Origin of the sequence: Heyndrickxia camelliae (assembly GCF_002844575.1) — a bacterium.
Classification (GTDB): domain Bacteria; phylum Bacillota; class Bacilli; order Bacillales; family Bacillaceae_C; genus Margalitia; species Margalitia camelliae.
On sequence record NZ_PIQO01000007.1, the window covers coordinates 1 to 19,669 of the forward strand.

The window sequence follows — 19,669 nt, forward strand, 5'->3', positions numbered from 1 at the left end:
TAAACATCTGTTTAAATGCTTTTAGGCTTCCGGTTACTTTAGGAAGAATCTTAGAACCGATATTTAATAAATGATCTCCTACTGGTTTTATTGTGTTCTGGAAGTCTCTCCATGCTTGTTTCCACTTACTTATAGGTGTATCGGTTAATGCTTTACCTGCTTTTTTTGTGGTGTTTGTTACATTATCATAGGCATGGTTGACATTATTTAAGGATTCAATGACCTTCATGGCATTATCTTCGCCAAGAGCAGACCACACTGTGGAAGCAATAGAAAGTTTCTGTTGCTCGTTTTTCATTCCTTTAAGGTCATTTATAGCAGAATTAAAGACATCCTTTGTCGTGGCTTTACCCTTTTTATATTGGTTAAATAGATTTTGAGTATCTGAGGAAAAACTTTTAATATTTTTGGAGAATCGTCCATCCGTTAGCGAGATACCAAATTCTTTTACGAAATCATTTACCTTATCAAAATTATAAGCTCCAGATTTTAAGCCGTTTTCGAGAATGCTGAAGGTATCTTTAATAGAAAAGCCATTTTGTGCCCATAACTGGCTGTATTCAGCCATGTTATCTTCTAACTCGTGAGACTTGTTTAATCCTCGCTGAGCACCTTTGACCATATAGTCAAAAGCTTCATTAGCACTGATACCAAAATTAGTCATGATAGCATTAATCCCGCGTAGAGATTCATCAAAGTCCGCGCCAGTAATTTTGGTAAGAGTAAAAGCTTTCTCCGTGATACCTTTTAGCTGACTATCATCGATACCTTGGAGGTTTTGTTTAATTTTAATTACCGCTTCCGCTACTTCATCTGTGCTTTCTCCAAAACCATCCGCCCACACTTGTCCAACAATTTTCCCTTGTTTCTTGGCTTCTTTCGCTGTGGATCCAGTCATTGCCTGGATTTTTCCTTCTATTTCATCCATTTCTGCACTAAATTTTGTACTAAAAATGCCTAATGCAGCAATGGGCGCAGCAAACATTCCAGCTAATGATTTAGAAAAACCACCAATTTTTTTTATCGCTCCACCAAATTGGCCACCTAGGGATTTTAATTTATTTCCAAATTTGCTTGTTCCCTTTTCGAGTTCTCTTAAACGCTGATTGGACCTATTCAGTTCATTTTCCCAATTAGCTTGAACTCTGATTGCGTTATTAAGTTTATTAGCCAAATTTTGAGCTTCTTTAGTATTTTCTTTCCCTAATCGGACATATTCCTCATATTTTTCTTTTAAAACGTCTATTTTTTGCTGATTTGCCCTCATTGACTGAGATAAACCATCAATCCGAACTCTAAGACGGTCATATTCTGTAGCAGAATCACCTAAAACAGCCAAGTTAGCTCTCATAGCTGATTGTGCTGTTTTAATTTGTCTTTGGATGACATCCATGTTCCTTGAGAATCTTGTGCCATCTAAACTTAAATTAATGACCATATTCCCTAAAGGTCTTCCGTTTTGGCTTCCAGCCATTTTCTCACCTTCCTTTCATAAGAAGAGTACAGGGTAAAGCAAAAAAGCCTTACCCAATGAAAGGCAAGGCTTAAATTCGTTTGAAAAATTCTTCTATATCTTCTTCCTGCTCAGATGGATCCATTAGTTCGAGGAAAAAATTAATATCCATTGAGTCAATATCATTTAGTTTCCACCCTGCTTGTAGTAACTCCTGGTACGTTCCTTTAAGATTGTTATAAGAATCTTGAAAGGTTATTTTGCCACCTTTCTTAGATTGGCTGCCTGTTCCTTTTTTTTAGCTTCACCACCCAGAAGTTGGTCCATAATCCCCTCTAAAACTTTTGACAATTGATCGGCAGCTATACCATCTAGGATACTATCGAAAGTGACACGATCATCATTAAAACAATCTGCAACAAGGGTGATTAACTCGTCCAATTGTTCGAGTTCTGACAATTCTTCTGTTTCTACTTTGGTATAAAATTGCACGGCCTTTCGTAAATTACGGGCAGATACAAAGGTTTGAGTAATCGTTTCTTTTTTCTTCTTTTCGGGATTATATAATTCTATCTTTAACATTTTTTTCTCCCCCTATTAAGCAGCAGTATATCCTGGGAATACGAACGTTTTGAACGCTTCCTCGGTAAAGCTTTGTGTACTTGTGCGACCCTTAGCATAAACAAGAGCATCACTAGAACGTGCTACAAAGTTGCCGGTAATGGTATCTGTTTGCAGCTCTTTACCTTTATCCTCACCAGTAGCAAGGTTAACTTCGTCGTAAGAGAAAACTCCTTTTAGTAACGAAATGTAAATGGTATCATTCTTTGTCCCTTTTGATTCTAAAATGACTGCAACATATGGTGGAGTAGTATTCGCTCCGATTTTTGCGATTCCATTCTCCACTTTTGCACCAGTAATTTCATTCAATACATCTTCTGGAATATCCGCGATATTTAATTCTAGTGTAGGCTGTCCAGTCCCGCTGGCATCCACATAAAATGGAACATCAGAAGCCCATACCGTGTTCATTGGTGCGCCTAATCCACTGACTTTTGCAGAGATAGTACCACCTTCTTGTGCATCTAAAACATGTACTTTTGTAATGTTTTCCGTTTCATCAAAAATTCCTATATGAACCTTTTGAAATCCTAATGTAGCCATTATATTGACCCCTCTCTAATTAAAATCAATTTGTTGGGTAGTTCGATAACGTCGATACATGCGAGGAGTATTATTAAAATCAGGATCGCTATCGATACCGCCGCTATATTGTGCCCATTCATTTTGTGCCATGAGTTTGTCCATTACAGTTTGTATTTGTTCCAGTGTCTTGCTGGTAGAAGCCCATACATCTACTTGAACACTACATACAAAGGAAAAAGGCATATCAGACGCAAAACCCTCTTGATAGTCACTAATTTCATTTATACGAACAATGGGAAGATGTTCGATTTGATGATATTCCTCTGGTACATACAATTTAAAAATCATATCTGGATTGATCATGCTTGTAATTTCAGAAGCATTCATTAAAAGATCATACACAACGTTTATTGGTAGTTTCATAACCCAAACCCTCGCCTTAATTCTGTTTCTACGATTTGTAGAATTTCATTTCTCATTTCCTCTTCCGTTCGTTGTATAAATCCTTGAGGACGCTGTTTTATGGTCCCCATTTCAACGAAATGAGCGCGCCAGGCAGTATCTTTTCCAAATCCTACAGTGACTTCTCCGTCTTTTACACCGGAAACTCGAACATCATCTCTCATATGTTCGTCCGTTTTACCATCTACAGGAGTATTTTCTCGTAATCTTTGAGCTAGCCTTTTTCCAGCTTCTTTTAATGCTCTATTTCGTACTTTTGTCTGTTCGATGGCTAATCTTCTTAAATTATCATTTATTCGTGTTGTTGAAACATCCACACTCATTAGGACACCGCCTTTGCAGTGATCCGAACTAGTTCTTCACTAGGTCTTAGATCGATAGAAATAATGGAATATTTCTTTTCCTTGAATCGAATTTTCATGGAATTATCTATTTTTTCTTCCATTTGTGCAGCAACATTAAAGAAAACCGTATCTTCATATACCGTTCCAATGGATGCTGTTTTATCCTGGACACTTTGCGAAAAAAATTCTGACCAGCAGGAAAATAAAATTACATCCTGTTTAACGAAGTCACCGCCATCATCTTTTTTGGTAACTGTTTTGAAAAAGGAGATTCTTCGATTTAAACGATTAACCAGTTGTTTGGCCATCCGAAATATCCTCCCATTTCAACTTTAGAATTGCATCACGTATTCCATAAGCTAATGGTTTAGACAAAATGTCGTTTGAATCGTCTGAACCAGTTCTATTCGAATACCAATGGGAAACAAGCATTAAAATAGCGCGGTCATAAACTAATGACTCGCGCTCTTTAACACCCGATTTTAATAATTCTTCTTTAGCACTTTGAATTAAAAAGTCTATTAACGTATCTTCATCGTTCCAGTCAATTTTCAGCCATTGTTTTGCCAAATCAGTGGTTACCGCCATTAGCTACCACTCGTACTAGGTTGAGTTGTTAAGCTAATTTCGGAGCTTTTTGCGGATTCTCCGCTTACATTTACGGCTGAAACTTGATATTGATACGTTGTATCACCTGTTAATCCTGTATCTTTATAGGAATTTGTAGAGGATGTTCCTACTTCTATTCCATTTCGATAAATTTTATAAGAGTCTGCCCCATCTACGGCATCCCACGTTAAATTAGCTTGCGTAATGGTAGTAGTGCCAGCTAGATTTTGGGGCGAATCAGGGTGTGGCAGTTACTTTTGCAATACGGAATGCTGATTTTAGCTTAATTTGATGGTCAAACCATGCTGTAACAACAAATTGCTCAATACCTGTTTTAACATCTTTATCACGGTCATAAAGAGCATTAAGATCATAGTTGAAATGTGAGTAACTAAAATCTCCGACAACAGGATATACTGCAGAATCACAGAAGATAACTGGCTTTCCGATAATTTGTTCTGGTTGAGCAGTATAAAGTGTTGCATTACCATTTGCCAAGGTCTTAATAATCTTTAGATAATCAGTAAATGCCATAACCACTTTAGCGTTTTGACGATAATCCTCATGTAAATCTGCAATTGCTGTTGTAATAGCTTCATATAAATCGGACCCTGTAACTTCTTTTACTCCTATATAATTGTCAGAAGACGGAGTATAGAAACTCATATGCTCTTCTCCGGACTTTGGAGATGTTGCAAATGCGACCTTCTTTTCTTTAGCTGCTACACCAGATTCTAGTGCTTTATCTACGTAGGATACCAAATTAGCATCTGAACCATTTAATACAGTTTCAGAAATACCTGCAAATACTTTAAATTTGTGACGTCCAAATGTTACAACATCACCTGTTGCCTTTAATTCCTTTGCTGTTTCTGTATCTGCAATAAAATCATCATCATCTAATGTGAAATCTAACTTTGGAATTTCTAAATTTGTAATTTGAGTTACAGCAGAATTCCCTCTCAATGGGTTTTTTACTGTCGGCTCCATTAAAATATCATTTGAAACCGTCTTAGGTAAAAAATTATTACCTCCAGTAGTGTCATTATCACCTAACACTTGGAACACTTCTTTCGAAACTGCTTGTTTTTGCATTGTGGCACGAATGAGTGATGCCTTTGCAGAAATTACTTTTTGCTTCGGATCTTCAATTCCTTTAATCCCTTGTTGTGCTGCAAATTTCTCCTTTTGTTCCGCTTCCATAGCGTCATGTTGCTCTTTAATTACATTAAAACGAGCTTGTAAATCCGCTTTAGACTTTTGTAATGCTTGGATATCATCCAATGAAGCAGTGGTGTCCATTGCTTTTGCAGCAAGTTCGTTTTCAGTTTTTTGTAATTGTTGACCGATTGTAGCCATTGCTTGTTTTAATTCGAATAAAGTTTTCATTATATCAATCCTTCCAAAATAGTATTTATATAAGCTGAATTAGCCCTAGATTCATCAGCAATTCTTTGCCTTTTTGCCAATTCTGCAGCAGAAATAGTGTTTTTTTGCTTAAAATATAGCTGTTTAGGTACATTTTTATATTTAGCGAATAGTTCTTCGCTGATTGAAGCAGCCATTTCATTAGCTCCTTCCACAACATCACATAAACCATATTCATATGCTTCCTCTGCAGAAAGCCACTTTTCAGCGTCCAGCATTTCTTGAAGTTTTTCATCTGTTAACTTGTCACCGGCTTTTTGCAAGTATGATTGCTTACTAGAATTGCCTATGCGGTCTAAATCATCCGCTTGTTTTCGTAATTCTGCAGCATTTCCTATGGCAAATGTCCAAGGATTATGAATCATAAGCATAGAGTTAGAAGGCATACGAATTTCATCACCTGCCATAGCAATGACGCTTGCAATGGAAGCAGCTAAAGCATCCACATGAACAATCACCTTTGCTTTATGTCTCTTGAGCATGTTGTGTATGGTAATCCCTTCAAAAACACTGCCACCAGGACTATTAATATATAAATTAATAGCTTCGATATCATCACCAAGCGCATCCAATTCATTTTTGAACGTTGTAGCAGAATGCTCACCATAATCTTCCCAAGCGTATTTGGTTATTTCTCCATAAATAAAAATATCTGCGGCATTAGAATTATTCGCAGACATCTTCATTTCAAAAAACTTATTCTTCTGTTTCTTTTCCACTATCCTTCACCCCCTTTCGTTGAGCAGGATCCATTTCAATTGGATATAAATCACCACTTACCCAAAGTTGAGATGCATTTCCACCTTTAGGCGGTAAATCTTCTAATTGCCTTACTTCGTCTTGTGACATACCACCGCTTCTAATCATAGCTTGATAGAAGTTTGTTCTGGCTGCGGTATCTCCTCTTAATAGACCTCCTAAGCTGAATTTAAAATAAAAACCAGCCTTTCTATCAGCTGGTGTAAGGAGTTTTCTATTAAATTCATGTTCATACTGGCGAACGATTGGAGTTAAAGTCATTTGGACAAACTGAATCATTAGCTGTTCGTTACTTCCATAGCTCTGCCCTTCATTGTCATTTAAGAATGACGCAGGAACATTAAAAACGTTGGCCACACGTGAACGAGTAATACGCTCCGATGCCAACGTATCAGATGCAAAGTATTTTTTATCAATATTTTTAACGTTTACACCTGGTTCTTGGAATAATACACCGCCATTTTCTGAGTAAAACCGTCTAAAATCGTCAATAATTTGTTGTCTTTTCTCATCATCCACATTTGCTCCATATTCCAATATAAAGCTATCTTTTTTCTGCATTTCAGAAAGAGAAAATTCTTGAACAGCTTTATCGTAATCAAGTGTATTTTTTAACACTGATAAAGGGTTTATTCCTGCCCATCGAGAGGCACCGGTTATATGCTTTACATGAAGCATATTTAAGTTATGAAAATAGTACGTTCCATCCGTAGCCCGTACCTCATACCACAAATTATTATCGTCGGTATTGATGAATGGTGTAACATAAGATGATTCAATTGGAACAATAGCTTCTGGCTGCATTCGGATATCCCTCATGATAACAGCATAACCATTCCCTGTTTCATTCCTGGACACTTCAATTTTGTTTATCCATTCAAACCCAGACATATTTGGATTAGGATTGTTTATGACCACATCAGCTACCTGGTGGTTTGTTACTATGTCATAATTTTTATAAAGCTTTAAAGGTAATGACGATAAAGTGTTGGCTAGACGGCTAATAACGCTAAAAATCGTCTCATTTGTAGCTAATTTTGAGTTATCAATTCCCCAAAAACGACGACCAAACCATTTAGAAAAATCAAACGTTGCTCCTTTCCATCCAGCAACCGCGGCTTTTACCGCATATTTCGCTCGAGTGAACCATTTCAAAATCTCACCACCTTTCAATTATTTAAAAAGATCATTAACAGAGATAAATTTAATATTTCCTTTTCCTTGTGGCTGAACCATTCTTTTCATTACTTCTGTATGGCTATTTAAAAAAGCCGCAAAACCGTCAATTTTTCGGTAGCGACTTAATTTAGTGGGTAACCAATTTCCATTTCGGTCCTCAACCAACTTGACATTATTAATGAACCAACGGAAAAGTGGATTATTATTGTAGATTACATTTCCATCTAGGAAAAGTTCTTTTAAATCTTTTAAAGCTGGGCTAAGAGTTATGTACCCTTGCCTTACTGCCAGAGTATTAAAACCATATGACTTTAAATCTTCTACTAATCTATAAGCATTTGCAGGGTCATAGGTGATTAATTCAATTGAAAAACGCTTAGATTGTTCAACAAACCAATCAAATATGGAACGATAATCAACATAATCACCAGGACAAATAGTGAGAAGTCCTTCTTTCGCCCATGCTCTATACGGAATATTTTCATTCTCCATTTTTACTTTTCTTTCCGGAATCCATGAGTGAGACAAAACGAAAACCTCACCAGAATCAAGTGGAAATTCCAATTCTGCACTTGTAAAGTCCTCTGTTTGGGATAAATCAAATCCACCGATGCAAGACATTCCCTCAAGCGTCTTCTCATCAATAACTTTGTTATTTCTCTTAATAACCTCATAGTCTAAGAAAGACTGTTCGGATGATTCCACAAATAAATTAAATCGTTTTGTTATAAAATCGTTACGCTCAGCTGGGATCCTTTTTGCTTTATCCCAATCTTCAATCATATCCTGTAGTTTAATGGATACCCCAAGGTTTGGATTAGCCTTAATCCACATTTCCGGTTTATCAAATTCGCTTTCATCATCTAGACTAGCCAAGTAATAAAATGTACGGTCGTCATCGATGACTCCATTTAAGACATCGATTCCTTGCTCATAATATTCCACCAACGGTCCATCTAATTGATAACCTGCTGTTGTTATATAAATTAATAATGGTTGTTCTCGAGATCCCCTAGAGTTTTTAATAACATTTATTAACTTATAATCCTTGTACTCATGAATTTCATCGAAGATGCCAATATGAGTATTAAGACCATCTAATTTATCACTATCGGTTGCTTGTGGTTCAATTTTAGAGTTGGTCTCATCATAATAGATAGCATCTCGTAATGCTCTAAAATGCTTCTTTAATTGTGGAGATGATAATATCATTTTCTTGGATTCGTCAAAAAGCAATCTAGCTTGTTTCATTGAATTCGCAAGTAAAATGACATCCGCACCATTTTCTCCGTCTTTACTAACACCAAAATTAGCTGTTCCAGAAATTACTGTGGTTTTTCCGTTCTTTCTAGCAACAAAAATAAGGCCCTCTTTAAAGCGCCTTAACTTGGTATCCTTATGAATCCAACCAAAAAGAAGTCCTAAACAAAAATGTTGCCATGCTTGAAGGATAAGTTGTTTATAGTTTCCTTTGGATGGCTTACAAAACTTTTCGATAAAACGAATTGGTCTATGCCCAAGATCTTCATCAAATATCCAAGGAAAATCTTCTGTCCCTTGTTTTTTCAAATCGTTTAAATGGCGTTGACAGGCCAAGATAACAGCTTTACAGGCAATAATATTTCCAGCTACAACCTGTTCTGCATACCACGTTGCTAATAAAGTTGGTGACGGCTTGTTTAAAACATTTAAAATTCCATTAGAAGTTCTTAAAGTCGTCGTCATCTTCGTTCACAACCTTTTTGCGTTGCGCTGGTGTTAACCCCATTGACTTTAATAAATTATTTAATGTCTGGACTGCTTTAGTTAGCTCACCAACTAGTGGATTCTTAACAGGATTGGTTGCTCCGGCTTTGTTTGTATATTCAAACATTAAATCTGATTTTTTTATTTCAGCTTTTAACCTTCTATAAACTTGATGAGTTTCCAAGTACAGTTTTATTAATTCTTCATCTGATTCTTTGTAAGACTCACCTATATATTCCATCAATTTTTTTCTGGTAGGAACTGACAAGAAAATCACCCCTTTCCTACAAATCTCATTGTTTTTTTGGTGTACCCCCCCTTAAGAAAAAACCATCCGCGGTGAAAACGAAGGGCCATCCCCGTTCCGTAGAGATATATATTTTAAGTTAAAGGGTAGGGGGGCTATGTCACTTCCTCGTTCGCTTTGCTTTTTATGACAGGAATCTTCGTCCTTTTCGTTTCCTTTTTGCCTTTCCCCTTCTCTGGGTGTTCTTTGTTATGACAAGAAGGACAAATGCTTTCGAGATTATCCAAATCTAATGCTAATTCAGGGTAGTCTTCATAGTGTTTGATATGATGTACTGTATTAGCTGGTGTAAGCTTTCCATTTCGCAAACAAGGTTGGCACAGATAGCCGTCACGAATAAGAGCAATCTCCCTGCATCGCAGCCATTCTTTAGATTTATAAAAGGCTACTGCTTCTTTATTACGTTTGTACTTGTTGTAGTATCGATGGGGATTCATTTAACAATCACACCGAACCTCTAACTCTTTTTTTAATCTCTAAACTTACTAAACTTTGCTCAAGATCAGAGATTTTACCCTCCAAATCAAGTATCTGTTTTTCCAGTGTTTTTCCTATTTCGTTTATATCGTCTGTAATAGGTTGAGTTTTTAAAGGTTTATCCTTTCCAACTTTTTCTCCTAGTTTAAATGGTTTAGGAATAACGGGACCAGAACATCTTGGACATCTAACACCATCCATTCTATTGTGGCCTATAGTAACCGTGTTGCAAGACTTGTCCATACATTCAAATTGAGTATTATATTTCATTTCCTTCTCCACTCTCCATTCATTTATCTTCTTCTAAAAGTTTTTTGTGTGTTTTTAATAGAAAAATATTTTCTTTCTGAAGCTCTGTATCTAAGTCGATTAGCTTTTTTAAATCAGCAACTGATTCAATCTTAATACGCCCTTCTTGATAGTCTTTAACCCACTTGTGTATACCGGCTTGTATGATTTTCCTATAATTAAGATTGGTTTCTTGAATCTCATTAATTAACTTTTTTACCTGTTTATCAACGCTTTCCATTGCAACATCCCTCATTAACTTATAAGATAAGTATCGAGATAGTGTGGCTCAATACGGATCCGTACTTACACTATCTCTTCATGGGCCATGTTGCTCTTGAACAGAAAAAGGAGTGGTATCTGACGGGATGCCCACTCCTTTTTTATTTAGCTTTTATTACTTTTTCTCCAGTTAGTTCTTCATAGCGTTTAACAATAACATCACAATAATTTGGCGAGTATTCCATTGTGTAACATTTTCTTCCTGTCTTCTCTGCGGCCATTAATGTGCTGCCACTTCCTCCAAATAGATCCAATACTATATCGTTTGGTAAACAGGAGTTTCTAATTGCCCTAGCAGGAAGAGCGATTGGTTTCATAGTTGGATGGTCAGCATTCCTTTGAGGTTTGTCCACTCTCCAAATAGTAGATTCGTTTATTTCTTCAATTACTTCATAGTCTGGTACCTTAATCATTAAATGTTGCTCACCAATTGGAATCGTTAATATATAGTGGTCCTTTTCTTTTACTGCAGTAAAATGACCTTTCTTTTCTTCAATAACGGTTGCTTGGAGACGGTCGCCATTCCAAGTGTGAGCTGCTCCTTCTTTCCACCCATATAAAATTGGCTCATGCTGCCAGTGGTAATCTGACCTGCTTAAAGTGAATGAGTTTTTAACCCAAATTAAACATTGCTTTAAAAGAAAACCATTTTCAACCAGTGCCTTTCTGAATGCATACCACTCTATATCTGCATGACAAACATAAATGGCCCCACCGTTTCTTATCGAATTAGCCATGTTTCTATAAGCTGCATTTAAAAACTGATAAAATAATTCGGAATCCATATTGTCATTTTCGATTGTTAATTTATCCTTTGTGCTGCCTTGATAATTTACGTTATAAGGAGGATCCGTAAAAATCATATCTGCTAATTGGCCATCCATTAATTTCTGTACATCCTCTTCGTTTGTACTATCTCCACACATTAATCGATGCCTTCCTAATAACCAAATGTCGCCTGGTGCCGTTCTTGTCTCTGTTTCTGATTCTTCCAGAGCTTCCTCAATATCGAAATTATCATCCTCTAAATCTCCAATATCAGAGAGACTGTTATCATGGAAGTTATTAATAAAATCTAGTGCTTCTTCTGGATCAAATCCAGTAAGGCTAATATCAAGGTCCTGTTCATTTAATTCATTTAGTAAGTTATAAAGTTTTTCATCATCCCAATCGCCCGATATCTTATTTAATGCAATATTTAATGCCTTTTCTTTATCGAGATCAAGATTAACAACAGAAACATCAATTTCTGTTTCACCTTCTGCTACTAAAATCTTAAAACGTTGATGGCCACCAACTAAATGACCCGTCCTTTCATTCCATACAATCGATTCAATATAGCCGAATTCTTCTATAGATTTCTTCAATGCTTCATATTCTTTGTCCCCTGGCTGCAAATCCTTTCTTGGATTATATGGTGCTGGATTAATATTTTCTATTTTTACCTTTCGAATTTCCAATCGTTGGTCCTCCTAATTTATAATGATTCAAATTCGTTCTGTAATAAAATTAACTCTATTTTAGGTGGATAATTGCCCTTTATTCTCAAGTATTTGGCCTTATTTTTAAGTATTGAATTATACATATCTTATATTCTGTCTAATTCAGCCTCTAACCAATTTCCTTACAATATCAGCCTTCATTCCACTTCTCAAAAACGAATTAGACAACTTATTTTTGTAGCGAATTCATTTTAAGCATAAAAAAGGAATGGTTATAAGCTAAATCTTCTCATGTATTTATCCTGCGTATCTTGGTTGATGCCGATGTACCGTAGTGTGATTTTTTCACTTGAATGATTGAAGATATCCATTAAAACTGCTACATCTTTAAACTGTTTATAAAAATGATAGCCATATGTTTTTCTCATGGAATGGCAGCCAATACTTTCAAGACCGAATTCCCTAGCCACTTCATTTAAAATATTGTAAGCCATTCCTCTTGTAATAGGACGGTTCTTTCCGTTCCGACTTTTAATGAGATACTCATTTTTCGGTTTCCCTTGAATATACTCTTTGACTGCCTTCTTCAAGACAGTTGTCATTTTGATGCGTTTATGTTTATGGGTTTTCTTTTCCCTTATGGTAATCCACCATCCTTCTACATCACGAACTCTTAGTTTTAAGATGTCTTGGATTCGAAGTCCCGTATTAATACCAAGCATAAACAGAATATAATTTCTTTCATTCTTCTTTTTCAAATATTCTTTGATTTCATCGATAATGTCCTTATCTCGAATAGGCTCCACAATGTTCATCTTCATCACCTCAATTCCTATTAGGTCAAAAGAAAAACCATTCAATCGAATGGCTCTATATTTCTAAGCAGTCCCCCAAGGGTAATAAATATATTTCGTAAAGATCCAACAGAATCAACAAACATTACCGTGATATACTCTATTAAAAAAAAGAGGATTTAACATAAAAAAATGAACGCATTAGCCAATACCAAAATCATTTAAAAGGGGTTGGTGAAATGAACGTCCTTGAGAGACTGCTTACAGGTATAGATTTTATTTCGTCAATGCTCCGAGAGGATAAGCTAAGATTGCGAAATAACAGAAGAGAATTGCACTCTTTTTCCCCGTGACCTCCATTCGCAATGCTGCGAGCCATTCCTCTGAATGCTCCCCTCGTACAGCTGCATTCTTCATCGGAATTTTGGTTAGTCCGAGTACATCCTTGATAAAGGAAAGATGCTTCTCCTATCGAACAAACCTTCGATAAGAAAATCTTACCTATGATGAAAAATAAAATAGTCCCCTTTTTTGTCGGGATTTTCTCGGTAAATTGTCGGTGTTTTGTCGGTGAAAAATAAAAAGCACTCAGATTATCCCGAGTGCTGTTGCAATTAAAGATATGGCTGACCGTTGTATATCATAAAATCTGTCCTTGTCATATCCTAGATCTGTGTATATGCTAATGTCCTTTTCTCGTTTATTCGAGAGATACTTTCTCTCAATTACTTCCCGTTCTTCATCATTTAAACTGTTTAATAATGTTCTTTCCATTTGGCGTACTTTTAACTCATTTTCTGGACTAATTTTTCTTAAAGAAGGATATAGATTTTTTACACCAGCTGCAGACCGTTCATTTATGTTTTCAATCTGGACTTTTAATGCTTTATATTCTCTTAAATGCCTTGCTACTTCACGTCTAACTTCTTTTTCATCAACTGGTTCAAACATTTCTAATTGTTCGGCTGCCATATAATCACCACCTATCCTTTTTCTATGGCCTCCATTAATAAATTACATTTTGGGCATTTCTTTTTTGGAATGATTTTTATATCCATATGAGTTACATCGCAATCCTTACAAACATATTCAATCATATTGTTTTCCAACCTTCTCGCGATAAAGTTTTTCTATTTCAATTAAAAGATATCTTTAGCAAATAAACAGACTAAAATTTGTTACAAGAAATATTGCCATGTCATTATATATGAATCTATTGAAACAACCCCTACTTATTTTTACAAAAAACTACAAAATTTGATATATTTATACTAATAACAAGTGGAGGTGAAAAAATGGATCCAATATTAACATCAGCCTTAACATCTTTTGTAACATCGGTAGCTACGAATAGTAGTAAAGCACCTATGCAAACCCTTGATGACTTATGGTATCTTGCCTTTGGTAAAATAAATCATATTGCAGAAAAGAAAAGAGCAAGAAATCAATTTGATTTAGATGCGTATAAAAATTCTATTGCTCAGAAGATTCTAACGATTGAAGAAGATAATCTTCAAGAGCCGCCAATGAGTGTGGTTGGCCCTGCTTTAGAAGCATCAAAATATTACATTGAAGAAGAAACTTTAAGGGAAATGTTTGCAAATATAATTGCTGCATCCATGGATAAAAGTAAATCCAAAACGGTTCACCATTCTTTTGTTGAAATAACAAAACAACTCTCACCAGAAGATGCAAGAAACTTGGTTTTATTTAAAGACACTGATAACTATCCAATTGTCCAATTTATTTTTTATTTACCTAATCGAGACGGATATAATATTTGGAAATCAAATGTTTTTCATGGTAACTTAACAAATATCAGAACTGGAGAAGAAAATGCTACATCAATTACCAATTTAAGTAGATTAGGATTAGTTTCTATTTCGTATGATGAAAGTTATATTAACAAAAATAAGTATGCTATATATAGAGAGTCCGATTTATTTAAGACTTTACAAAATCAACCTAACTCTAATGCCACGTTCGATTTAAAAGAGGGAATCGTTAGAATATCTCCTCTTGGTAAAACCTTTATAAATATATGTTTATAACGACCCTATCGGTCGTTTTTTTTTATATTAAGGATAAAATTAACCAAAAGTGATATAACAAAACTAGTTAATATCACAAGACCTAATTCTTTCATTACTATTCACTCTTTCCTTTATTTTTAAGCAAACCTGCATTAACAAATATATTTCTCCACGCTTTTTCCAATAAAGCACGTTCAATTTCCTTCTTTCGCTTAGCAAGATGTTTTTATCCCTGCTTTTTTGATTACTCATCATCCTTCACCCCGAACTTGTTTAAAAACAATTTCCGAATTTTCCACCCTGTCTTTTCTCCGATACCTGGGAAGGATTCTAATTCCTCAAGAATTTTAACTAGATTATTAATATCCGATTCACGCTGATCCTTTGCCCCTTTGTCATATCCATCATCCCATGCAACTTTTAATGCATTTGTCATTTTTTTATTGGAAAAGGAGGAAAAAACAACTGCCTGCTTTCCTCTTTGAATCTTTCTTAATTGCCCCATGACAATCACCTTCTTATTTTAGGAATAACGTCCCCACCAAATTTCCTACAATTGGAACCACATCTCGTATAACATTTCCTGTACTCATCGCAAAAAGTCCTGCATTTAAATTGTTCATCTTCTTGGCGCATCCACTTTGGCCTAGTATCAATGATTTTTACTTTCACAGCTTTTCCCCGTATAAGAAGGTGAATTATCATTTTCAAGCTTTTCTTTAAGAACTTCCTTAAAACATTCCTCGCAAAATGAACTTCCCCAATATCGAGCAGGTCTTACTTTACATTCAATACAATCTTTTGCCATTATTGATTCCTCCCGTTTATTTAATTTCACAGGATGCTGAATCATGCTGAAAAAAGTTAGTCATTCATTTCTTTGGCAAACTGACATTTCACATTAATATGGATTTGCTCAAGTTCTGACAAAGTTAATTCATAAAGTTGTTTTCCGTCAGGTGTTTTAAAATATCCATATTTCAGCAGCTCGCCTTTCAAATAATCCTTTCGCTGTTCAACTGCAAGTCTTAATTTATTAGCTTGTCCGTCCATAAAGTTACTCCTTTATATTTATCCCTCCTCAAAAAGAGGAGAGATAATCATAATCTATTAAGCTATGATGACAATTTTGTTGTCTTCTATTTCTTCTTTCAATTCAACTACAAGGTAATCTTTAATATTTTTCATTGCAGTTATTTTCCAAGCTCCACCGTCAGCTGCGAATAATGCACATCGTGGACCAGATTGCATACGGAAAATAAATTCACTTTCAGGCTGATCTACCTCTACAAATGTCCGATAAGGTTTTAAAACTACAGGATTAGGAACAAGCACATTCCCTACTGTTGCAACTCCTGTTTTGGCAACAACAGTTTGGGAAACACCATCATCTCCAACGGTATTTACAGCTTCTTCTTTGATATTTCCAACCACCTGCAGCATAATATCTCGATCTTCATTTTTTACAAATGTTGATTGAAGTTTTATATTAAAGTTTTCTGCATCATACCAGCGGTCAAAATCAAAACTCGGAATCATAGCCGTTGCTTTCATATATTCATTTCTTTTGTAATCTTGATTAAAAGTACTACTTACGACTACCTCTGTAGGGCTTACAATTTGAATCATTCTGCTACTATATTCATCTTTATCAAATCCGGATTTTAAGTAATCTACAATCCCGGATAGGTTTCTTACTTCCAGTGGAAATGGTGTTGCTTCCTCGATTAAATGCATTTTTTGAGTTGAATATTCTTGCCCATTAATCGATTCCAATCTTGTATTACCTAAACCAACAATGTATTGAATAGCTTCTTTAATCATTTTTCATTCCTCCTAAGAATTTTATTTTGTTTGTTGTTTTAAATTAATTATTTTATTACCTTGGTCATCAGACACATCGCCTTCTTCATCAATGAATGTTTGACCTTTTAGCCCAGATTTTAATTCTGCTCCTGTCACTTTACCCTTGTTGTCTAAATCCATAATGAGCTTAGCCTCGATTTGTTTTGCTGGAGCAAGTGTAGATTTTGCAACTACTGTTGATAAAACAACGTCCCTTTTTTCATCAGCTTTTAAAGTTACTGTCACAGTGAGCTTTCTCTTTTTAGATGCATCTGTGTTTGGATCCGCAATATTCTCTAATATCTTTTGCAGTTCCTGATTAAATCGTTCTGACAATGCGCCGTCTGCAAAAGTGTTTAAATCAATAATTTTTGGCATGTGCCATTCCCTCCTGTTTTTCTAATCTCTGTTCATCTAGATATTTATTAAAGGTGAGAAGTCCACCAATTACATGATCTATTTCATACTTTCCAACTATTTCACGAACAAATTGTTTACCTTGTAATACCTTTCCTGTAGCCATATGGTAAGCAACCATTTTCTCAAAAACAGCTTGACCACTCATGGAGTCCTCTCCCTGTTATCCATAATTTTTTTCATAAAATCCAATAAGTGAAGGAAATTCATTTGTCTCTTTTCGCAAATCTCTAAAACTCAAAAACCGGTTCCCAAGATTCATAGGTGTATCCAATGAATATTCATGACAATTTATTGGTTTTTGATTAAAAGTTTGTTGAAAGAATGAAATGGCTTCCGACTTGTCTTTCGCGAAAATGAAGACAAATATTTTCCCACTATGTTTTAATGCAAAAACTTTTATTAAAGAAAAACCTAAAGGATTTTGTTTATATAGCTGCCAAAATTTATGTTCATCAGCTTTTACAAGTTTGAGTTTATTAACATCATCGGCTAAGGAAATTCTTCCCTCTTGGAGTAAAAAAAGTATGTAATGGGCTATGAATGATTCCTCGTATTTAATGCTGTCCTCATACAGTTCCTTGATCAGCATCCAATATTTCCCCTGTATGTTCGTTGTATCTTGTGTAAACAGTTCCTACAGGTCCATTTCGGTTTTTCCTCACGATTATTTCTAACGAATTGTCATCTGAATCTGGATTGTAATATTTTTCTCGATATAGAAACATGATTAAATCTGCATCTTGCTCTATACTTCCAGACTGTCTTATATCAGACATCATCGGCCGTTTATCTTGCCTTGTTTCCACAGAACGACTTAGTTGTGATAAAACAACCACTGGACAATGAAAATGTTTAGCTACAGCTTTAAGATTTCTAGAGATCTCCGAAGCTTGGGAGGTTTCATTCCCCCCATAAAAATTATCTGGACGAATAAGAGTGAGATAATCTATAAAAATGATTGGCTTTCTATTCGGAAACTGTTGAATCATTTTTCTAGTCTTTGCCCTTATCTCCCCGACACTCTGACCTGGAGAATCAAAGATTTGAATCTTGGTGTCCGAAACTCGACCAATGACTGCAGACCATGCCGTTTTTTGCGAATCCGTTAAATCTTTAAATGGATTCCGCATTTTCATTCGGTTGAATCTTCCTGTAGAAGCAATTAGACGGTCTGTAATCCTTTGTTCTGGCATTTCAAGTGAGAAAAAGATAGGTAAATATCCTTGCCACCCTGCTTCTTTTGCAAAATGGATGACAACATCCGTTTTTCCCATAGAGGGTCTTGCGGCAATGATAGTTAGCTCATCATTCTGAAATCCATTTGTCATGGCATTTAGCACTTTCAGACCGGTTGGAATACCTTTATTAATTGCCTTCTCTTGCCAGGGTGCCTCGTACATTTTCGTTAATGCATCCTCGATGGATGTATGGTCATCCACCTTAGATTCATTTATTTTATCCAATGCTCCTATGACCTTATTAATCTCCCAATCTTCGGAGGAAGCATTCACAAGAATATTGCGCTTTTCACGTTCCTTCCAGGATTCTAAAATTAAATCCTCTATCTCCTCAAATTTTTCCTCGTTCGCAAAGGATAACAATTCATTGATGTATGATATTCCTCCGAAACTTTCCAAGTTCACTAATGTGGTGAGAGATATGAGATCAACGGTTTTGCCTTTTTGAATCATATCTACCATGACTTTAAAAAGTTCCTGATGCCTTGTACCTTCAAAGTGCTCCGCCCTTATGACTGTGTCGCTAATTAAATAATTGGCTTTTATAATAGTTCCTAGAAAAGATTTTTCAGCAGTCATACCCAATCTTCACCTGCATTTATGTCAAACTCGAACGGTTTATTCGTAACGCTGCTTACGGGAGGGGAATCCTTAGGCATATTTTTTCGATTTTGAAATTCCATATCTAGTGCTTCTACATCAGACATGTTACTAACGTTCTGGTTATACCAGTCTTTTAAAATACTATCTGCATATTTCCACTTTTTTTGCTGGGCTAAGGCACGCTTCATTGCTTCTAACACTAGTTCTTCGCTAAGATCATTGACCCATTCAATAATCGACTGTGTAATAAATGGGTTTAACACTCCAAAATTCTGTTGATAAAAATTTATAGCATCATCAGCAGCGTTTCTAATTTCCCCTAATGATTCTTTTTCTTTTTCTTTTTCTTTTTCTTTTTCCCCACTTGTCGTGGACGTGTCGTGCACGTATCGTGAAAAAAGCTCATAAATAGTCTGATTTGGAATATTTGGTAACAAATCAATTAACAATGATTTATCCTTCACTTCTCTTAACTCTTTTTTCACGCAATCCAATATGGGTTTACCAGCTTTATTGAGATTGTACTTACCCCAATTAAGAATGGCTATTTCTCTTGTCTGATCATTATATTTAATCAGACCATGAACCTTAATAAAGCGATCTAGCAAGCTATTAATCGACTCAGTGGAATATCCAAGGTCAAAAGCCATTTGCTTTTTCGTTATTTGGTATACCCCTATCTGAGTAGTGCTTGGATTGGTTAAAAGGTACAAGTAAAAGTATTTATCTTCTGGTGTCATTTCCTCAAGAACCCTAGCATCTTGCCAAAATTCCACATGTATATATCTGAATTTAGCCATTTTCTCACCTCTAT

Annotated in this window: 29 protein-coding genes and 1 pseudogene; 1 reads left to right on the top strand and 29 read right to left on the bottom strand. The window is 35.6% G+C overall.

Going from position 1 to position 19,669, the window contains the following annotated elements:
* The 19 genes from CWO92_RS10830 to CWO92_RS10920 all read right to left on the bottom strand — a co-directional run.
* Positions 1–1,438: phage tail tape measure protein (locus CWO92_RS10830; RefSeq protein WP_207767796.1), on the bottom strand; the 1,438-nt coding region annotated here is incomplete at its 3' end.
* 270 nt (positions 1,439–1,708) lie between these two features.
* Entirely contained in the window at positions 1,709–2,035 is a 327-nt protein-coding gene (gene gpG, locus CWO92_RS10835) for a phage tail assembly chaperone G (protein WP_101354229.1), read from the bottom strand.
* A 15-nt stretch (positions 2,036–2,050) separates the two neighbouring features.
* Positions 2,051–2,617: a major tail protein gene (locus tag CWO92_RS10840; protein WP_101354230.1), complete on the bottom strand. Its 567-nt coding sequence runs from the start codon at positions 2,615–2,617 to the stop codon at positions 2,051–2,053.
* 15 nt (positions 2,618–2,632) lie between these two features.
* Positions 2,633–3,022 carry a hypothetical protein gene (locus CWO92_RS10845; protein ID WP_101354231.1) on the bottom strand — a complete coding sequence of 130 codons (390 nt, stop codon included), beginning with the start codon at positions 3,020–3,022 and terminating at the stop codon, positions 2,633–2,635.
* Positions 3,019–3,384, bottom strand: a complete 366-nt coding sequence (locus CWO92_RS10850) for an HK97-gp10 family putative phage morphogenesis protein (RefSeq protein WP_101354232.1) — start codon at positions 3,382–3,384, stop codon at positions 3,019–3,021. Before CWO92_RS10850 ends, CWO92_RS10845 begins: the two co-directional genes overlap by 4 nt.
* A complete protein-coding gene (locus CWO92_RS10855) occupies positions 3,384–3,713 on the bottom strand; it encodes a phage head closure protein (RefSeq protein ID WP_101354233.1) in 330 nt (109 codons plus the stop codon). The genes CWO92_RS10850 and CWO92_RS10855 overlap by 1 nt, the downstream gene beginning before the upstream one ends.
* Positions 3,694–3,993 (bottom strand): head-tail connector protein, encoded by a 300-nt coding sequence (locus tag CWO92_RS10860; protein WP_101354234.1) that lies wholly within the window; start codon positions 3,991–3,993, stop codon positions 3,694–3,696. Before CWO92_RS10860 ends, CWO92_RS10855 begins: the two co-directional genes overlap by 20 nt.
* Positions 3,993–4,265 (bottom strand): fibronectin type III domain-containing protein, encoded by a 273-nt coding sequence (locus CWO92_RS26690; protein WP_101354399.1) that lies wholly within the window; start codon positions 4,263–4,265, stop codon positions 3,993–3,995. Before CWO92_RS26690 ends, CWO92_RS10860 begins: the two co-directional genes overlap by 1 nt.
* Positions 4,252–5,403, bottom strand: coding sequence for a phage major capsid protein (locus CWO92_RS10870; protein ID WP_101354235.1), 1,152 nt, complete (start codon positions 5,401–5,403; stop codon positions 4,252–4,254). The genes CWO92_RS26690 and CWO92_RS10870 overlap by 14 nt, the downstream gene beginning before the upstream one ends.
* Positions 5,403–6,161, bottom strand: a complete 759-nt coding sequence (locus CWO92_RS10875; protein ID WP_101354236.1) for a head maturation protease, ClpP-related — start codon at positions 6,159–6,161, stop codon at positions 5,403–5,405. Before CWO92_RS10875 ends, CWO92_RS10870 begins: the two co-directional genes overlap by 1 nt.
* Complete coding sequence (locus CWO92_RS10880) at positions 6,139–7,356, bottom strand: phage portal protein (protein ID WP_101354237.1); 1,218 nt, start codon at positions 7,354–7,356, stop codon at positions 6,139–6,141. Before CWO92_RS10880 ends, CWO92_RS10875 begins: the two co-directional genes overlap by 23 nt.
* 18 nt (positions 7,357–7,374) lie before the next feature.
* Positions 7,375–9,105, bottom strand: a complete 1,731-nt coding sequence (locus CWO92_RS10885; protein WP_101354238.1) for a terminase large subunit — start codon at positions 9,103–9,105, stop codon at positions 7,375–7,377.
* On the bottom strand, positions 9,080–9,367 hold the full coding sequence (locus CWO92_RS10890; RefSeq protein ID WP_165786676.1) for a phage terminase small subunit P27 family: 288 nt from the start codon (positions 9,365–9,367) through the stop codon (positions 9,080–9,082). Before CWO92_RS10890 ends, CWO92_RS10885 begins: the two co-directional genes overlap by 26 nt.
* A gap of 161 nt (positions 9,368–9,528) precedes the next feature.
* Positions 9,529–9,870: an HNH endonuclease signature motif containing protein gene (locus tag CWO92_RS10895; RefSeq protein ID WP_101354240.1), complete on the bottom strand. Its 342-nt coding sequence runs from the start codon at positions 9,868–9,870 to the stop codon at positions 9,529–9,531.
* Positions 9,871–9,877: 7 nt separating this feature from the next.
* Complete coding sequence (locus CWO92_RS10900; RefSeq protein ID WP_101354241.1) at positions 9,878–10,180, bottom strand: hypothetical protein; 303 nt, start codon at positions 10,178–10,180, stop codon at positions 9,878–9,880.
* A gap of 19 nt (positions 10,181–10,199) precedes the next feature.
* The gene (locus CWO92_RS10905) at positions 10,200–10,439 is read right to left on the bottom strand and encodes a hypothetical protein (protein ID WP_367593489.1); all 240 of its coding nucleotides are present in this window, start codon (positions 10,437–10,439) and stop codon (positions 10,200–10,202) included.
* 142 nt (positions 10,440–10,581) lie between these two features.
* Positions 10,582–11,940 (bottom strand): site-specific DNA-methyltransferase, encoded by a 1,359-nt coding sequence (locus CWO92_RS10910; RefSeq protein ID WP_101354243.1) that lies wholly within the window; start codon positions 11,938–11,940, stop codon positions 10,582–10,584.
* Positions 11,941–12,194: 254 nt separating this feature from the next.
* A complete protein-coding gene (locus CWO92_RS10915) occupies positions 12,195–12,737 on the bottom strand; it encodes a site-specific integrase (protein WP_101354400.1) in 543 nt (180 codons plus the stop codon).
* 567 nt (positions 12,738–13,304) lie between these two features.
* Entirely contained in the window at positions 13,305–13,688 is a 384-nt protein-coding gene (locus tag CWO92_RS10920) for an ArpU family phage packaging/lysis transcriptional regulator (protein ID WP_101354244.1), read from the bottom strand.
* A 323-nt stretch (positions 13,689–14,011) separates the two neighbouring features.
* Here CWO92_RS10920 and CWO92_RS10925 point away from each other — a divergent pair, with 323 nt between their 5' ends.
* Positions 14,012–14,767, top strand: coding sequence for a DUF4393 domain-containing protein (locus tag CWO92_RS10925; RefSeq protein ID WP_101354245.1), 756 nt, complete (start codon positions 14,012–14,014; stop codon positions 14,765–14,767).
* 97 nt (positions 14,768–14,864) lie between these two features.
* Here CWO92_RS10925 and CWO92_RS25010 read toward each other — a convergent pair.
* The 10 genes and pseudogenes from CWO92_RS25010 to CWO92_RS10970 all read right to left on the bottom strand — a co-directional run.
* Positions 14,865–14,963: pseudogene (locus CWO92_RS25010) on the bottom strand (DUF3983 domain-containing protein); the annotation flags it as partial.
* A gap of 30 nt (positions 14,964–14,993) precedes the next feature.
* On the bottom strand, positions 14,994–15,254 hold the full coding sequence (locus CWO92_RS10930; protein WP_101354246.1) for a hypothetical protein: 261 nt from the start codon (positions 15,252–15,254) through the stop codon (positions 14,994–14,996).
* 147 nt (positions 15,255–15,401) lie between these two features.
* Positions 15,402–15,557, bottom strand: coding sequence for a hypothetical protein (locus tag CWO92_RS25390; protein ID WP_165786667.1), 156 nt, complete (start codon positions 15,555–15,557; stop codon positions 15,402–15,404).
* 56 nt (positions 15,558–15,613) lie between these two features.
* Entirely contained in the window at positions 15,614–15,802 is a 189-nt protein-coding gene (locus CWO92_RS10940) for a Fur-regulated basic protein FbpA (RefSeq protein ID WP_101354248.1), read from the bottom strand.
* 57 nt (positions 15,803–15,859) lie between these two features.
* Positions 15,860–16,573: a hypothetical protein gene (locus CWO92_RS10945; RefSeq protein ID WP_101354249.1), complete on the bottom strand. Its 714-nt coding sequence runs from the start codon at positions 16,571–16,573 to the stop codon at positions 15,860–15,862.
* Between the two features lie 21 nt (positions 16,574–16,594).
* Positions 16,595–16,972, bottom strand: coding sequence for a replication terminator protein (locus CWO92_RS10950; protein WP_235851595.1), 378 nt, complete (start codon positions 16,970–16,972; stop codon positions 16,595–16,597).
* Positions 16,956–17,159, bottom strand: coding sequence for a hypothetical protein (locus CWO92_RS10955; protein ID WP_101354250.1), 204 nt, complete (start codon positions 17,157–17,159; stop codon positions 16,956–16,958). Before CWO92_RS10955 ends, CWO92_RS10950 begins: the two co-directional genes overlap by 17 nt.
* A gap of 15 nt (positions 17,160–17,174) precedes the next feature.
* Complete coding sequence (locus CWO92_RS10960; protein WP_101354251.1) at positions 17,175–17,603, bottom strand: hypothetical protein; 429 nt, start codon at positions 17,601–17,603, stop codon at positions 17,175–17,177.
* Positions 17,581–18,831 (bottom strand): replicative DNA helicase, encoded by a 1,251-nt coding sequence (locus tag CWO92_RS10965; protein WP_235851596.1) that lies wholly within the window; start codon positions 18,829–18,831, stop codon positions 17,581–17,583. The genes CWO92_RS10960 and CWO92_RS10965 overlap by 23 nt, the downstream gene beginning before the upstream one ends.
* Positions 18,828–19,655 (bottom strand): DnaD domain-containing protein, encoded by an 828-nt coding sequence (locus CWO92_RS10970; protein WP_101354253.1) that lies wholly within the window; start codon positions 19,653–19,655, stop codon positions 18,828–18,830. The genes CWO92_RS10965 and CWO92_RS10970 overlap by 4 nt, the downstream gene beginning before the upstream one ends.
* Positions 19,656–19,669: the final 14 nt, after the last annotated feature.

Excerpts from the sequence above, each read along its gene's own strand:
- CWO92_RS10925 (WP_101354245.1), top strand. The coding sequence starts at position 14,012 with ATGGATCCAATATTAACATCAGCCTTAACATCTTTTGTAACATCGGTA.
- CWO92_RS10885 (WP_101354238.1), bottom strand. The coding sequence starts at position 9,105 with ATGACGACGACTTTAAGAACTTCTAATGGAATTTTAAATGTTTTAAAC.
- CWO92_RS10965 (WP_235851596.1), bottom strand. The coding sequence starts at position 18,831 with ATGACTGCTGAAAAATCTTTTCTAGGAACTATTATAAAAGCCAATTAT.
- CWO92_RS10890 (WP_165786676.1), bottom strand. The coding sequence starts at position 9,367 with ATGGAATATATAGGTGAGTCTTACAAAGAATCAGATGAAGAATTAATA.
- CWO92_RS10945 (WP_101354249.1), bottom strand. The coding sequence starts at position 16,573 with ATGATTAAAGAAGCTATTCAATACATTGTTGGTTTAGGTAATACAAGA.
- CWO92_RS10860 (WP_101354234.1), bottom strand. The coding sequence starts at position 3,993 with ATGGCGGTAACCACTGATTTGGCAAAACAATGGCTGAAAATTGACTGG.
- CWO92_RS10905 (WP_367593489.1), bottom strand. The coding sequence starts at position 10,439 with ATGGAAAGCGTTGATAAACAGGTAAAAAAGTTAATTAATGAGATTCAA.
- CWO92_RS10840 (WP_101354230.1), bottom strand. The coding sequence starts at position 2,617 with ATGGCTACATTAGGATTTCAAAAGGTTCATATAGGAATTTTTGATGAA.
- CWO92_RS10855 (WP_101354233.1), bottom strand. The coding sequence starts at position 3,713 with ATGGCCAAACAACTGGTTAATCGTTTAAATCGAAGAATCTCCTTTTTC.
- CWO92_RS25390 (WP_165786667.1), bottom strand. The coding sequence starts at position 15,557 with ATGGCAAAAGATTGTATTGAATGTAAAGTAAGACCTGCTCGATATTGG.
- CWO92_RS10950 (WP_235851595.1), bottom strand. The coding sequence starts at position 16,972 with ATGCCAAAAATTATTGATTTAAACACTTTTGCAGACGGCGCATTGTCA.
- CWO92_RS10920 (WP_101354244.1), bottom strand. The coding sequence starts at position 13,688 with ATGGCAGCCGAACAATTAGAAATGTTTGAACCAGTTGATGAAAAAGAA.
- CWO92_RS10895 (WP_101354240.1), bottom strand. The coding sequence starts at position 9,870 with ATGAATCCCCATCGATACTACAACAAGTACAAACGTAATAAAGAAGCA.
- CWO92_RS10915 (WP_101354400.1), bottom strand. The coding sequence starts at position 12,737 with ATGAACATTGTGGAGCCTATTCGAGATAAGGACATTATCGATGAAATC.
- CWO92_RS10955 (WP_101354250.1), bottom strand. The coding sequence starts at position 17,159 with ATGAGTGGTCAAGCTGTTTTTGAGAAAATGGTTGCTTACCATATGGCT.
- gpG (WP_101354229.1), bottom strand. The coding sequence starts at position 2,035 with ATGTTAAAGATAGAATTATATAATCCCGAAAAGAAGAAAAAAGAAACG.
- CWO92_RS10940 (WP_101354248.1), bottom strand. The coding sequence starts at position 15,802 with ATGGACGGACAAGCTAATAAATTAAGACTTGCAGTTGAACAGCGAAAG.
- CWO92_RS10960 (WP_101354251.1), bottom strand. The coding sequence starts at position 17,603 with ATGCTGATCAAGGAACTGTATGAGGACAGCATTAAATACGAGGAATCA.
- CWO92_RS10845 (WP_101354231.1), bottom strand. The coding sequence starts at position 3,022 with ATGAAACTACCAATAAACGTTGTGTATGATCTTTTAATGAATGCTTCT.
- CWO92_RS10870 (WP_101354235.1), bottom strand. The coding sequence starts at position 5,403 with ATGAAAACTTTATTCGAATTAAAACAAGCAATGGCTACAATCGGTCAA.
- CWO92_RS10850 (WP_101354232.1), bottom strand. The coding sequence starts at position 3,384 with ATGAGTGTGGATGTTTCAACAACACGAATAAATGATAATTTAAGAAGA.
- CWO92_RS10900 (WP_101354241.1), bottom strand. The coding sequence starts at position 10,180 with ATGAAATATAATACTCAATTTGAATGTATGGACAAGTCTTGCAACACG.
- CWO92_RS10970 (WP_101354253.1), bottom strand. The coding sequence starts at position 19,655 with ATGGCTAAATTCAGATATATACATGTGGAATTTTGGCAAGATGCTAGG.
- CWO92_RS10930 (WP_101354246.1), bottom strand. The coding sequence starts at position 15,254 with ATGGGGCAATTAAGAAAGATTCAAAGAGGAAAGCAGGCAGTTGTTTTT.